General features: G+C 65.0%; 14 protein-coding genes and 2 tRNA genes. 6 read left to right on the forward strand and 10 right to left on the reverse strand.

The window, feature by feature from the left end:
* Positions 1-95: 95 nt before the first annotated feature.
* Positions 96-172, reverse strand: a tRNA-Pro gene (locus VL52_RS16940).
* Positions 173-249: 77 nt separating this feature from the next.
* Positions 250-326: transfer RNA gene (locus VL52_RS16945), tRNA-Pro, on the reverse strand.
* A 96-nt stretch (positions 327-422) separates the two neighbouring features.
* Between VL52_RS16945 and VL52_RS16950 the strand changes: the two genes are divergently transcribed.
* From VL52_RS16950 to VL52_RS16960, 4 genes are all read left to right on the forward strand, one after another.
* The gene (locus VL52_RS16950; protein ID WP_046158142.1) at positions 423-1,418 is read left to right on the forward strand and encodes a recombination-associated protein RdgC; all 996 of its coding nucleotides are present in this window, start codon (positions 423-425) and stop codon (positions 1,416-1,418) included.
* Between the two features lie 269 nt (positions 1,419-1,687).
* Positions 1,688-3,133, forward strand: a complete 1,446-nt coding sequence (locus VL52_RS16955) for a catalase (RefSeq protein ID WP_046158143.1) — start codon at positions 1,688-1,690, stop codon at positions 3,131-3,133.
* 111 nt (positions 3,134-3,244) lie between these two features.
* A complete protein-coding gene (locus VL52_RS25045) occupies positions 3,245-3,421 on the forward strand; it encodes a hypothetical protein (RefSeq protein ID WP_160298958.1) in 177 nt (58 codons plus the stop codon).
* A gap of 108 nt (positions 3,422-3,529) precedes the next feature.
* Positions 3,530-4,309, forward strand: a complete 780-nt coding sequence (locus tag VL52_RS16960; RefSeq protein WP_046158144.1) for a DODA-type extradiol aromatic ring-opening family dioxygenase — start codon at positions 3,530-3,532, stop codon at positions 4,307-4,309.
* Between the two features lie 10 nt (positions 4,310-4,319).
* On the opposite strand, the gene VL52_RS16965 is transcribed toward VL52_RS16960, so the two are convergent.
* The 4 genes from VL52_RS16965 to VL52_RS25050 all read right to left on the reverse strand — a co-directional run bounded on the left by VL52_RS16965 (position 4,320) and on the right by VL52_RS25050 (position 7,923).
* Complete coding sequence (locus VL52_RS16965; protein ID WP_082113809.1) at positions 4,320-5,270, reverse strand: dihydroorotate oxidase; 951 nt, start codon at positions 5,268-5,270, stop codon at positions 4,320-4,322.
* Between the two features lie 141 nt (positions 5,271-5,411).
* Positions 5,412-5,879, reverse strand: a complete 468-nt coding sequence (gene bfr, locus VL52_RS16970) for a bacterioferritin (protein WP_046158145.1) — start codon at positions 5,877-5,879, stop codon at positions 5,412-5,414.
* Positions 5,880-5,926: 47 nt separating this feature from the next.
* Complete coding sequence (feoB, locus tag VL52_RS16975; RefSeq protein WP_046158146.1) at positions 5,927-7,696, reverse strand: ferrous iron transport protein B; 1,770 nt, start codon at positions 7,694-7,696, stop codon at positions 5,927-5,929.
* Positions 7,693-7,923, reverse strand: coding sequence for a FeoA family protein (locus tag VL52_RS25050; protein ID WP_046158147.1), 231 nt, complete (start codon positions 7,921-7,923; stop codon positions 7,693-7,695). Before VL52_RS25050 ends, feoB begins: the two co-directional genes overlap by 4 nt.
* Before the next feature lie 226 nt (positions 7,924-8,149).
* Between VL52_RS25050 and dcd the strand changes: the two genes are divergently transcribed.
* Together dcd and VL52_RS16990 are read left to right on the forward strand one after the other, a co-directional pair.
* Complete coding sequence (gene dcd, locus VL52_RS16985) at positions 8,150-8,722, forward strand: dCTP deaminase (RefSeq protein ID WP_046158148.1); 573 nt, start codon at positions 8,150-8,152, stop codon at positions 8,720-8,722.
* 270 nt (positions 8,723-8,992) lie between these two features.
* The gene (locus VL52_RS16990; RefSeq protein WP_046158149.1) at positions 8,993-9,469 is read left to right on the forward strand and encodes a glutathione peroxidase; all 477 of its coding nucleotides are present in this window, start codon (positions 8,993-8,995) and stop codon (positions 9,467-9,469) included.
* A 62-nt stretch (positions 9,470-9,531) separates the two neighbouring features.
* Here the strand turns inward: VL52_RS16990 and VL52_RS16995 are convergent, their stop codons facing one another.
* The 4 genes from VL52_RS16995 to VL52_RS17010 form a co-directional block, all read right to left on the reverse strand.
* On the reverse strand, positions 9,532-9,846 hold the full coding sequence (locus VL52_RS16995) for a hypothetical protein (RefSeq protein WP_144410309.1): 315 nt from the start codon (positions 9,844-9,846) through the stop codon (positions 9,532-9,534).
* A 250-nt stretch (positions 9,847-10,096) separates the two neighbouring features.
* Positions 10,097-11,128: a histone deacetylase family protein gene (locus tag VL52_RS17000; protein ID WP_046158151.1), complete on the reverse strand. Its 1,032-nt coding sequence runs from the start codon at positions 11,126-11,128 to the stop codon at positions 10,097-10,099.
* A 94-nt stretch (positions 11,129-11,222) separates the two neighbouring features.
* Positions 11,223-11,630, reverse strand: a complete 408-nt coding sequence (locus VL52_RS17005) for a YchJ family protein (RefSeq protein ID WP_046158152.1) — start codon at positions 11,628-11,630, stop codon at positions 11,223-11,225.
* Entirely contained in the window at positions 11,630-12,103 is a 474-nt protein-coding gene (locus VL52_RS17010) for a hypothetical protein (protein WP_046158178.1), read from the reverse strand. The genes VL52_RS17005 and VL52_RS17010 overlap by 1 nt, the downstream gene beginning before the upstream one ends.
* Between the last annotated feature and the right edge of the window lie 66 nt (positions 12,104-12,169).

Below are 12,169 nucleotides of genomic sequence, written 5' to 3' on the forward strand. Positions count from 1 at the left end.
AATGCGCTGCTCTACCAACTGAGCTATACCGGCGAACCAATCTGTAAAAAAAGCCCTGATTCTCTGAATTTGAAAATCAAGGCTTTTTTGAATTCTGGTCGGAGTGAGAGGATTCGAACCTCCGGCCTCTACGTCCCGAACGTAGCGCTCTACCAGGCTAAGCTACACTCCGATTTTGCTGCTTTTCGACTTGCGTCGAGGGAAGCTACTTTACCTCAGACTTCATTTTCTGACAAGCAATTTGTTAACTGGTCGGAGTGAGAGGATTCGAACCTCCGGCCTCTACGTCCCGAACGTAGCGCTCTACCAGGCTAAGCTACACTCCGACGACCGCTTACAAACTGCTTGTCTGAAAAACTGCTGCTGCATCGCTTGCTGCGGTACAATCAGCGGCTTCAGAGGACGCGCATTATGGAACAAATATGTGGTTTAGGCAACTATCTTTTTATCGTTTGAGCGGCGAAAGCCTGGTGGACGCCGATAAGCTGTTGCAGGCATTGGAAAAACGTCCGTTTCAACCCTGCATGGGCCTGGATTGGTTCAGCGAAGGCTGGGTTCCGCCCGCCGGACACCTGGAAGCGCCGGTCTACGCCGCCCGCGGCAGCCTGATGGTTTCCATGCGCCGCGAGGACAAGGTTTTGCCGGCTTCGGTGATCCGCGACTTCGTCGAAATGAAGGTGCAGGAGATCGAAGACAAGGAGCTGCGCAAAGTCGGCCGCAAGGAAAAACTGGCGCTGAAGGAGCAGATCACCGACGACCTGCTGCCGCGCGCCTTCGTGCGCAGCGGCCGCACCAGCGCCTACCTGGACATCGCCCGCGGCTGGCTGATGGTGGACTCCGGCTCGTCCAGCAAGGCCGAGGCGCTGGTCTCCAAGCTGCGCGAGGCGCTGCCGCCCTTCCCCGCCGCGCTGCCGCGCACCCAGATCGCGCCGCACACCGCGATGACCGACTGGCTGGCCGCTGGCGAAGCGCCGGGCGGCTTCGAGCTGGACGCCGACTGCGAACTGAAGGACGGCAGCGAAAACGGCGCGGTGGTGCGCTGCAGCCGCATCGACCTGACCAGCGACGAGATCCGCCAGCACATCGCCACCGGCAAGCAAGCCACCAAGCTGGGCCTGATCTGGAATGAGAAAATACGCTTCCAGCTGACCGACACGCTGCAACTGAAGCGCATCCAGTTCCTGGACATGCTGCAGGACGAGGCCAGCCAGGCCGGCGACGACCGCGAAAGCCTGTTCGAGGCCACCTTCATCCTGATGAGCGAAGAACTCGGCGAACTGGTGGAAGCGCTGGTGGAGGCGCTGGGCGGCGTGGAAGACAGCCAGGCGCAGCCGGCGGCCCCCGCGCCGACACAGACGCAAGCTCCGCAATCGGCCCCGTCCGACGCGGGCAGCGCCGTCGACGTGCCCTGGGACTGATCCCTCATTCCACCCGCGAACAACCCGGCCCCGCCGGGTTTTTTTGCGCCCGCGCGCGGCCCATTTTCCGTCATTAAGAAAAACTAACTATCAACTTAAAATAATTGATTTAACAAAACTATCAAACTTGCGGATACTGCAAGCGTCAACTATCGGGAGAGAGTCATGAAACAAAACTGGCATCAAACCTTGCTGGAAATGTGGTCCGGCTTCGCCTGGCTGCAATGAGTTCCCTTCCGTCGATTCGCCCCACTCAAGGAGAAAGCAGGATGAGCAAGCACAACCTCACTACCGCCGCCGGCGCCCCGGTTGTCGACAACCAGAACGTGCAGACCGCCGGCCCGCGCGGTCCGATGCTGCTGCAAGACGTCTGGTATCTGGAGAAACTGGCCCATTTCGACCGCGAAGTGATTCCGGAACGCCGGATGCACGCCAAGGGTTCCGGCGCCTTCGGCACCTTCACCGTCACCCATGACATCAGCCGCTACACCCGCGCCGCGCTGTTCTCCCAGGTCGGCAAGAAAACCGATCTGTTCCTGCGCTTCTCCACCGTGGCCGGCGAGCGCGGCGCGGCCGACGCCGAGCGCGACATCCGCGGCTTCGCCGTCAAGTTCTACACCGAGGAAGGCAACTGGGACCTGGTGGGCAACAACACGCCGGTATTCTTCCTGCGCGACCCGCTGAAATTTCCCGACCTCAACCGCGCGGTGAAACGCAATCCGTACACCAATATGCGCGACGCCAACGCCAACTGGGATTTCTGGACGCTGCTGCCTGAGGCGCTGCACCAGGTCACCATCGTAATGAGCGACCGCGGCATTCCGTCCAGCTACCGCCACATGCACGGCTTCGGCAGCCACACCTTCAGCCTGATCAGCGCCAAGGGCGAGCGCCACTGGGTCAAATTCCACTTCCACACCCAGCAGGGCATCCAGAACCTGAGCGACGCCGAGGCCGAAAAGCTGGTAGGCCAGGATCGAGAAAGCGCGCAGCGCGATCTGCTGGAGAGCATAGACCGCGGCGATTTCCCGCGCTGGACCATGTACATCCAGGTGATGACCGAAGCCCAGGCCGACGCTTGTCCCTTCAATCCCTTCGACCTGACCAAGGTGTGGTCGCACAAGGCCTACCCGCTGATCGAAGTGGGCGTGCTGGAGCTGAACCGCAATTCGCAGAACTACTTCGCCGACGTGGAGCAGGCCGCGTTCAACCCGGCCAACGTGGTGCCGGGCATCAGCTTCTCTCCCGACCGCATGCTGCAAGGCCGCTTGTTCGCCTACGGCGACGCCGAGCGCTACCGGCTGGGCGTCAACCACCACCTGATCCCGGTCAACGCGCCGCGCTGCCCCTTCCACAACAGCTATCACCGCGACGGCGCGATGCGGGTGGACAGCAATGCCGGCGCGACCATCGGCTACGAGCCGAACAGCCAGGGCAAGTGGCAGCAGCAGCCGGCGTTCGACGAGCCGCCGCTCGCGCTGCAAGGCAACGCCTACCACTACGACTTCCGCGCGGACGATGACGACTACTACAGCCAGCCCGGCGCGCTGTTCCGGCTGATGACGCCGGCCCAGCAACAAGTGCTGTTCGACAACACCGCCCGCGCGATGGGCGGCGTCGACGAGGCGATCAAGCGCCGCCACATCGCCAACTGCGCCAAGGCCGATCCCGCCTACGGCGCCGGCGTGGCCAAGGCGCTCGGCCTGAAGATCTGACGCAGAGCTGAACGGCCGGCCGGGCGAAAGCTCCGCCGGCTTTTTCTTCCCTCTTGATTTAAATGATAATCATTATCATTATTATGGAAAGCCATTCACGTGAGAACCGCCATGCAAACCGTCAGCCCCTTCCCATCCCGCCACAAGGCCAACAAACCCGCCCCTGCGCCGCGCCGCCGCTGGCGGCGTTGGCTGGGCCTGGCCATCTTCTGCGCCGGCTGCCTGCTGTGGCTGCAACACGGCGTAGCGCCGGCGCCGCGCCCCGTGGCGGCGTCTACCGCGCGTTGAGCCGATATTTATTGAACCAAAGTAAACAATTAAGTGAGAAAACCGGCGTTTTTTTAACCGCCACGCCGGCGTAAGCTGTTGCCATACCCTCATTGCAGGCAACAGATCATGACCACCCGACAACCCTCGCTGTTCATTTCCCACGGCGCGCCTACGCTGCCGATAGAAGACAGCCCCACCCGCCACTTCCTGGAACAATTGGGCCGCGACTGGCCGCGCCCGCGCGCCATCGTCATCGTGTCCGCCCACTGGGAGACGCGCGCCCTCACCGTCAATCTGCAGCCCAGGCCCGACACCCTGTACGACTTCGGCGGCTTTCCGCCGGTGCTGCGCACGCTGCGCTACCCGGCCGCCACCGACGCGGCGCTGGCCGAACGCGTGATCGGCCTGTTGGATGCTGCCGGCCTGCCGGTGGCCGCCACCGCCGAACGGCCGCTGGACCACGGCATGTGGACGCCGCTGCTGCTGATGTTCCCCCAGGCCGACATCCCGCTGGTGATGATCTCGCTGCACCACAAGGCAGGCGCCGCCGAGCATTATGCGCTGGGCCGGGCGCTCAAGCCGCTGCGCGACGAAAACGTGCTGGTGATGGGCAGCGGCAGCTACACGCATAATCTGTGGGTGCTCAGCCCGGAAGGCAGCGAACCCGCGCCCTGGGCGGCGGGCTTCGCCGGCTGGATGGACCAGGCGCTGCTGGAAAACCGCCGCGACGACATCATTCACTGGCAACAGCGCGCGCCCTACCCGAACGAGAACCACCCCAGCGACGAGCACTTCCAGCCGCTGTTGGTGGCGCTGGGCGCGTCGGACGACGACGCGGTTCCGGTCAAGCTGCACGACGACTGGCGGATGGGCTCGCTGTCGATGGCGTGCTGGCGCTTCGATTAAGGAAAACCGCCTACAGGGCGCGCAGCCTGCCGCGGAACGCGTCCAGGCTGCGATAGCCCTTGACCCGCATTAGCGCGGCCAGCTCGCCGGCAATGCGGGAGAAGGCGCCCGGCCCCTCGTGGTACAGGCAGGTGCCCACCTGCACCGCGCGCGCGCCGGCCAGGATGTGCATGAAGGCCTCGCGCCCGCTCTTCACCCCGCCGCAGCCCACCACGTCCTTGCCCGGCAACAGCCGGTAAAACTCCCGCACATTCGCCAGCGCGGTCGGCAGCACGTAATCGCCGCCCAGCCCGCCCAGGCCGTCCTTGGGCTTGATGACCACAGCCTCGCTGTCGACGTCCACCACCAGGCCGTTGCCTATCGAGTTGATGCAGGTGACGAAGGCCAGCCGCGGGTGGCGGTTCAGTATCTCCGCCATCGCGGCGAAATGGGCGGGGTCGAAATAAGGCGGCAGCTTGACGCCGTACAAGCCGGAATAGGCGGCGTCGAAAGCGTCCAGCGCCTCGGCGGTGGCGGCGAAGTCGTAGCCCAGCTGCGGCTTGCCCGGCACGTTGGGGCAGGACAGATTGACTTCCGGCACCGCCGGCAATCCCTCCTCGGCCAGACGCCTCAGCATTTCGCAATTGTCGTCCAGCGACAGGCCGGACAAGGACAGGAACAGCGGTTTGCCGCTGCCGTAGCGATAGCGGCGCGCGTAGTCCAGGTAGTAGTCGAAGCCGCGGTTGGGCAGGCCCATCGAATTGATGCTGCCCAGGGGCGTGCGGCAATAGCGCGGCTCGGGGTTGCCGTCGCGCGGCATCAGCGTGGCGCTCTTGGTGATCACCGCGGCGGCGGCGGAAGCAAGCACCGCCTCCAGTTCATCCGTCTCGCGGCACCAGACGCCGGAGGCGTTGTACAGACAGCCCGGCATGGTCTGGCCCAGCCAGGTGACGGACAGATCGATCGCATGGTCGTCGGACATTTGAAGCTTTCGGCTGAAAGTGGAATGTCCTTGATTGTGCGGGGAAATACCGGCGGCGATGCTGAGCGGGGTCAAGGCTGGAGCATATGCCAAAGAAAATGCCCGGCTTGCGGCCGGGCATGCTGGCGATGGCGGCAAGCCTTACATCTGCGCCTGTTGGTAGTTTTCCACGCCCATCAGCTCGATCAGCTTCAGTTGCTGCTCCAGCCAGTGCGCGTGGTCGTTCTCGGTTTCCTCCAGCAGCACCATCAGCCCGTCGCGGGTCACGTAGTCGCGCACGCTTTCGCTGTGGGCGATCACTTCCTTCAACAGCGCGCCGACGCGGTATTCCACTTCCAGATCGGCCTTCAGCATCGCCGGCACGTCTTCGCCCACCTTGATCGGCACGCGGCGGGCAACGTCGGGGCGGCCCTGCAGGAACAAGGTGCGGGCGATCAGCGTGCGCGCGTGCTCCAGTTCGTCCTCGCGCTCGTGGTCGATGCGCTCGAACAGCTTGTTCAGCCCCATGTCCTTGTACATCTCGGCATGGATGAAGTACTGGTCTGCGGCGGACAGCTCTTCGGCCAGGAGGTCGTTGAGCAGCGCTATGGTCTTGGGATCGCCCTTCATGTGTTTGTCCTGTGGTTCCGGGTCATGCAAACCGACATTCTAGGCGTTCAGCGCAGCAGATGCACGCCCTGGTAGAAAACGAAGGACAGCGACCAGGCCAGCAGCACCGACCAGCCGACCGACATCGCGGCGAAGCGCCAGCTTTTCGATTCGCGGTGCATCGCCGCCACCGTGGACAGGCAGGGCACGTACACCAGCGTGAAAATCAGGAAGCTCATCGCCGACACCCAATCCAGATGCTGAACCAGCACCCCGCCCAGACCGGCCTCGGACACGCCGTAGATCACCGCCAGGCTGCCCAGCAGAATCTCCTTGGCGATGAATCCGAACAGCAGCGCCACCGCCAGCTCGGCGCGTATGCCTATCGGGTCCAGCACCGGCGACAACGCCGCGCCCAGCGCGTAAGCCAGGGTCTTGCCGTCGCCGGCCGGGATGTGGGTCAGCAGCCAGACCATCACCACGCCGGCCAGGATGAAGGTGGAGGCCAGCCGCAGAAAGGCGCTCACCTCGCCAGCCGCCCGCGTCAGCATGTGGCGCGCGCCCGGCAGCCGGTATGGCGGCACTTCCAGCAGAAAGGCCTCGTCGCCGCGGTAGCGATGCTTGAACACCCATGCGGTGACGATGGCGGCGACGAAAGTCATCAAGTAGAGACCGGACACCACCCACGGCGCCTGGCTCTTGCTGAACAGGATGCCGGCGAAGAACACCACCACCTGCAGCCGCGCCGAACACAAGGAGAACGGGATCACCAGCATGGTCAGCAGCCGCTGGCTGCGCTCGCGCATCACCCGGGTGCCCATGATGGCCGGCACATTGCAGCCGAAGCCCATCAGCTGCATCACGAAGCCGCGGCCGTCCAGGCCCAGCCTGGCCATCATCGCGTCGGTGAGAAAGGCGGCGCGCGCCAGGTAGCCGCTGTCCTCCACCATCGCCATCAGCACGAAGAACACGAACAATATCGGCGCGAAGGTCAGCACCGTGGCCACGCCCTGCCACACGCCGTCCAGCAGCAGGCTCTGCAGAATGGCCGGCAGCGAGGACACCATAGGCGCCAGCGCATGGTCCTTGACCCAATCCAGGCCGCCGCCCACCGCGTCCTGCAGCGGCGTTCCGATCTGGTAGGTGAGATTGAACAGCAGCGCCATGAAGGCGAAGAACAGCGGCAGGCCCAGCCACGGATGCAGCAGCCAGCGGTCCACCTTCTCGGAGAGCAGCGTCGGCAGCACCGGCGGCAGCCGCCAGCAGCCGTCCAGCGCGCGGCGGGCCTGGTCGATGGCGCGCTGCGATTCAGGCACTTGCTCCAGTTGCGCGTGCGCCGCCGGGTCCGAGCGCGCGGCCAGCCGGTTCAGCGCTTCGTTCAGCCTGGGCCAGCCCTCCATCCGCTTGGCCGACACCAACGCCACCGGCGCGCCCAGCCGCTCGGCCAACGCCTCCACATCCACGGAAATGCCCAGCAGCCTGGCCTCATCGGCCATATTCAGCGCCACCAGACAAGGCAGGCCGCTGGCGATCACCTGCAGCGCCAAGGGCAACTGGCGGTCCAACTGGCTGGCGTTGAGCACCAGCACCGCGCCGTCGAACGGCGTGGACAGCAGCACGTCGCGCACCACCGCCTCGTCGTCGGTATAGCCGGTGAGGTCGTTGACGCCGGGCAGGTCGATCAATTCCACCATCTTGCCGCCCAGCAGCAGGCGCGAGCTGATCAGCTCCACGGTGAGGCCGGGCCAGTTGCCGACCCGCTGCGACATGCCGGTCAGGCGGTTGAACAAGGTGGATTTGCCGGTGTTGGGCAAGCCTATCAACGCGAAACGCTTCATGCCGCCGCCCTCACCTGAATGTGGCGGGCCAGGCTGCGGCGCAGCAGGAAGCGGGTGGCGCCCACCTCCAGCAGCAGCGGGCCGCCCCAGGGCGCGGCGCGGCGCAGATGAAAGCGGCAGCCTGGCGTCAGGCCGAAGGCCGCCACGCGGCGAAACGCCTCGTCGCTCAGGTCCAACCGGTCCACGACGCCGCAGGCGCCGGCCGGAAAGCCATCCAATGACTGCATAGCAATTCCCAGATAATGCGAATAGTTTGCATTAGTATATCGAAGCTCCTGCCGCCGGCCTGCGGCATATTGCCGCAATCCGCCTGGCGCTTGACCTCGGTCAAGCCCGCCTCCCCTTCGCGCAACGCCCCGGCGCTTGCGCCCTGCGGATTTCAGCCACCCGACATGGCGCGAAGCGGGTAAAATCCCGGGCATCGCACACATCGACACTAACGGGCCTACGACCATGAGCATCAAATCGGACAAGTGGATACGCCGGATGGCGGAAGAACAGGGCATGATCGCGCCGTTCGAGTCCAACCAGGTGAAAATGGCCGCCGACGGCCAGAAGCTGATCTCCTACGGCACCTCCAGCTACGGCTACGATATCCGCTGCGCCGACGAATTCAAGGTGTTCACCAACATCAACAGCACCATCGTCGACCCGAAAAACTTCGACCCCAACTCTTTCGTCGAAGTGTCGGGCAAGGGCTACTGCATCATTCCGCCCAACAGCTTCGCGCTGGCGCGCACGGTGGAATACTTCCGCATTCCGCGCAGCGTGCTGACCGTCTGCCTGGGCAAGTCCACCTACGCCCGTTGCGGCATCATCGTCAACGTCACCCCGTTCGAGCCGGAATGGGAAGGCTATGTGACGCTGGAGTTCTCCAACACCACGCCGCTGCCGGCCAAGATCTACGCCAACGAGGGCGTGGCCCAGGTGCTGTTCTTCGAGTCGGACGAAGTCTGCGACGTGTCCTACAAGGACCGCGCCGGCAAGTACCAGGGCCAGGTGGGCGTCACGCTGCCGCGCCCCTGAGCCAGCGGAAGCGCGCGAGAAAAGGATGGCTTCCGCCATCCTTTTTGTTTGCGCCGCGCGCAAAAGCCGCTCGCAATTTCCGGCATCTGTTCTAGGCTAAACAAAGGGTTAGCTGACATCCCGGTTGTGCCGACCCTTTGCACAGCAAGCTGTTTCTTCTTGGGGCGTCGCGGTTCCCCCTTGCCGCTGCGCCCCCTTTTTATGCTCCGTCCGCTTGCCAGCCCGCCGCGCTGAAGCCATCATCGTTTTTTGTTCTCCCCCTTGTCATCCATGAACATCTACGACTTCACCTTCCGCCGCCTGGACGGCGGCGAACAGGCGATGGCCGATTACCGCGGCCGCGTGCTGCTGCTGGTCAACACCGCCAGCCGCTGCGGCTTCACCCCCCAGTACGCCGGCCTGGAGACACTGCACCGCCGCTTCGGCGAGCAGGGACTGACGGTGATAGGCTTTCCCTGCAACCAGTTCGGCGAGCAGGAACCTGGCGCCGCCGCCGAGATCGGCGCCTTCTGCCAGAAAAACTACGGCGTGGATTTCGCGATGGCCGACAAGATAGAGGTCAACGGCGCCGGCGCCCATCCGCTGTGGCAATACCTGAAACGACAGAAACGCGGCCTGCTGGGCCGGCCGGTGCGCTGGAACTTCAGCAAGTTCCTGGTGGACCGCAAGGGACGCGTGGTGGCGCGCTTCGCCCCGTTAACCCGGCCGGAAAAACTGGCAGCCAGGATCGAAGCGCTGCTGCAATGAAAAGAGCCGGGCGCTGCCCGGCTCCGTTGCCGCCTGTATGGCGGCGCTGCGGGTCTACCCGCCTATGCGCATGAATCGATGTGGCGTTTGGCGATCTCCGCCAACAGATCCAGATCGTCGTCCAGATGTTCCTGGATATCCATCAACGCCGCGCGCAATACCGCCGCGGCCAGTTCAGACTGATCTCCGTTGAACACATGGGCCAGCGCCCTCAATTCGCGGCATGCGGTGATGTCCAGCGGCACCTCCAGCCTGCGCACCACCGTCAGCTCCAACTCGGCTGCCGCATCCGGGCAAGCCGCGCGCTGGGCTTCCAGCTCCGCCAACAAGGTTTTCAAGGCCAGTCCCATTCCGCCCTCCCCTGCTCTCTCGTTCATCTTCGCCGGGTCCTGCCCGACCCCTGCGGCCTGTGCCTTTCCGCGCCCGCCGACCGCCTGCAGGGCCCGGTCGTTTCATTCGTGGGGCCTAGGCGTCCCCGTTGTCCTGCCTCCGCCAGCGCGCCCTGGCAGCAGGCAATAACGGGCCATCCAGGCGTCGCCAAACCCGCGACTCGAGCGCCGACGGCGCCCGCCATCATGGCGGCGAAAGACTCTTTGAGCATAGGCCAAAGTCCGGCAAAAAACCGCGTCAGCCGCGCGCCTCGAAACCAGCCAGCACATTGACCACATTGGTCCCGATCGGCCCCACCGCGTAGCCGCCCTCCAGACAGAACAGCGTCGGCAGTTTCAGCCCTGCCAGCCGCGCGCCCAGGGTGACGAAATCGGGAGAGTCGAGCTGGAAGCGCGAGATCGGATCGCCGCGATAGGTGTCCACGCCCAGCGATACCACCAGCGCCTCGGCGCCGAAGCGGGCGATCTGATCCAGCGCGCAGTCCAGCGCGATAAACCATGTGCTGACGCAGGAACCGGCCGGCAGCGGGAAGTTGAAGTTGTAGCCCAGCCCCTCGCCTTCGCCCTTTTCATCGGCGAAGCCGAGGAAGAACGGGTACTCGGTGCGCGGATCGCCGTGTATCGACAGGAACAGCACGTCGGCGCGGCGGTAGAAGATGTCCTGAGTGCCGTTGCCGTGGTGGTAGTCGACGTCCAGCACCGCCACCTTGCGCATGCCGCTGTCGCGCAGCGCCTGGGCGGCGATGGCGGCGTTGTTGAGGAAGCAGTAGCCGCCGCAGTAATCGAAAGCCGCGTGGTGGCCGGGCGGCCGGGTCAGCGCGAACGCCGCGCGCTCGCCGCCGATCAGCCTATCGGCCCCGGTCAGCGCGGTATCGGCGGCCGCGGTCGCCGCCGCCCAGGTGCCGGCGGTGATCGGCGTGCCGCAATCCATCGAGTAATAGCAGAGCTGGCCTTCCACGTGATCGGGGATGGCCTCCCTCAGGCGGCGGACCTGCCACATCTTCGGCAGCGCGTCATAGTCGCGGCCCATGTCGCTCCAGCGCTGCCAGGCGGTTTCCAGGAAGTGCGCGTAGTCGGCGTCGTGCACGCGCAGGATGGGATCCAGGCCGTGGCGGCGCGGATGGATGATGTCGCCCAGCTCGCGCTCGCGGACGGCGGCCAGCACCATGTCGGCGCGGGACGGGGTTTCGAAACAGGGTTTGAGAGTGCCGTCGATCAGCTCGGACTGGCCGTGCTGCAGGCGGTGGGAATCGGAATAGACGGTGAGCATGGCGTTCTCCCGCAGAGGAATGCCTTATGCTCCCGCCATGGCGCCGCGTGGTCAAACATTGATGGGCGCGAACTTGCGCCAGGACAAGCGCCGCTCAGGCCACCAGGCCGGACACGTAATACCAGCGGCCGTCTTCGCACAGGAAACGGCTGGTCTCATGCATGCGCTCGGCCTTGCCGCCCACCTTGCAGCGGGCGACAAACTCCACCACGCCCTCCCCGTCCGCCTCCAGGCCCGCTTCGCAGCGCTTCACCTCCAGGCCTATCCACTTCACCACGCCTGCGTCCTCGTCCAGATGCAGCGCCTCCGGCCGGGTGGACGGATGCCAGGTGGCCAGCAGGTAAGCCTCCAGCCCCAGCGCGTAGGCGCTGTAGCGCGAACGCATCAAGGCCTGCGCGGTCGGGGCCGGCGGCGCATCCGGGCCAAGGTAGCGGCCGCAGCAGGCCGCCAGTTCGCCGCCGCCGCAGGGGCAGGCGGCGTTCGCGTGTTTCTTCGGCTTCATCAGTAACCCAGAGGCGGCAGACCGTACAGCTTGAGCAGGAAATTGGAGAACGCCGGATCGGCCGGCTTGGGCGAGTATTTGGGCCAGCGCCGCATCCATTCGCGCAGATGCGCTTCCAGCTTGGCGCGGAAAGCGTCGGAATCGATGCGGCCGGCGTCGCGCTCCACCGTCAGCTGGCGGTAGACGGCGAAGTTGTCGTTGTCGACCGGATTGCCGCCGGCGATGCGCAGCCGGGCGGCGTTCATCTGGTCGGCCGCCGCGGTGCGGGTCAGTTCACCCGACTTGACCTTGTCGGCCAGCCGGTTGGCTTCGGCCAGCAACTGGTCCACCTTGCCGGACGCGCGCGGCGGGGCCGATTGCGCCGGCCGGGACGAGGCGCCGGAGCCGGAATGGATGGGCACGCCCAGCTGCTGCAGCGCGCTGCAAGCGGTCAGCGAGCCCAGCAGGGAGAAAGCGATGAGCTGTCTTTTCATGGCGGCCATTGTAGCCCGCCCTGCCCGCGCGCCGTCAACGGCAAACGTATTGCGATCGATTGCGGG

Source organism: Chromobacterium vaccinii, from assembly GCF_000971335.1.
Taxonomy (GTDB): Bacteria; Pseudomonadota; Gammaproteobacteria; order Burkholderiales; family Chromobacteriaceae; genus Chromobacterium; species Chromobacterium vaccinii.

Excerpts from the sequence above, each read along its gene's own strand:
- VL52_RS16950 (WP_046158142.1), top strand. The coding sequence starts at position 423 with ATGTGGTTTAGGCAACTATCTTTTTATCGTTTGAGCGGCGAAAGCCTG.
- VL52_RS16955 (WP_046158143.1), top strand. The coding sequence starts at position 1,688 with ATGAGCAAGCACAACCTCACTACCGCCGCCGGCGCCCCGGTTGTCGAC.
- VL52_RS25045 (WP_160298958.1), top strand. The coding sequence starts at position 3,245 with ATGCAAACCGTCAGCCCCTTCCCATCCCGCCACAAGGCCAACAAACCC.
- VL52_RS16960 (WP_046158144.1), top strand. The coding sequence starts at position 3,530 with ATGACCACCCGACAACCCTCGCTGTTCATTTCCCACGGCGCGCCTACG.
- VL52_RS16965 (WP_082113809.1), bottom strand. The coding sequence starts at position 5,270 with ATGTCCGACGACCATGCGATCGATCTGTCCGTCACCTGGCTGGGCCAG.
- bfr (WP_046158145.1), bottom strand. The coding sequence starts at position 5,879 with ATGAAGGGCGATCCCAAGACCATAGCGCTGCTCAACGACCTCCTGGCC.
- feoB (WP_046158146.1), bottom strand. The coding sequence starts at position 7,696 with ATGAAGCGTTTCGCGTTGATAGGCTTGCCCAACACCGGCAAATCCACC.
- VL52_RS25050 (WP_046158147.1), bottom strand. The coding sequence starts at position 7,923 with ATGCAGTCATTGGATGGCTTTCCGGCCGGCGCCTGCGGCGTCGTGGAC.
- dcd (WP_046158148.1), top strand. The coding sequence starts at position 8,150 with ATGAGCATCAAATCGGACAAGTGGATACGCCGGATGGCGGAAGAACAG.
- VL52_RS16990 (WP_046158149.1), top strand. The coding sequence starts at position 8,993 with ATGAACATCTACGACTTCACCTTCCGCCGCCTGGACGGCGGCGAACAG.
- VL52_RS16995 (WP_144410309.1), bottom strand. The coding sequence starts at position 9,846 with ATGAACGAGAGAGCAGGGGAGGGCGGAATGGGACTGGCCTTGAAAACC.
- VL52_RS17000 (WP_046158151.1), bottom strand. The coding sequence starts at position 11,128 with ATGCTCACCGTCTATTCCGATTCCCACCGCCTGCAGCACGGCCAGTCC.
- VL52_RS17005 (WP_046158152.1), bottom strand. The coding sequence starts at position 11,630 with ATGAAGCCGAAGAAACACGCGAACGCCGCCTGCCCCTGCGGCGGCGGC.
- VL52_RS17010 (WP_046158178.1), bottom strand. The coding sequence starts at position 12,103 with ATGAAAAGACAGCTCATCGCTTTCTCCCTGCTGGGCTCGCTGACCGCT.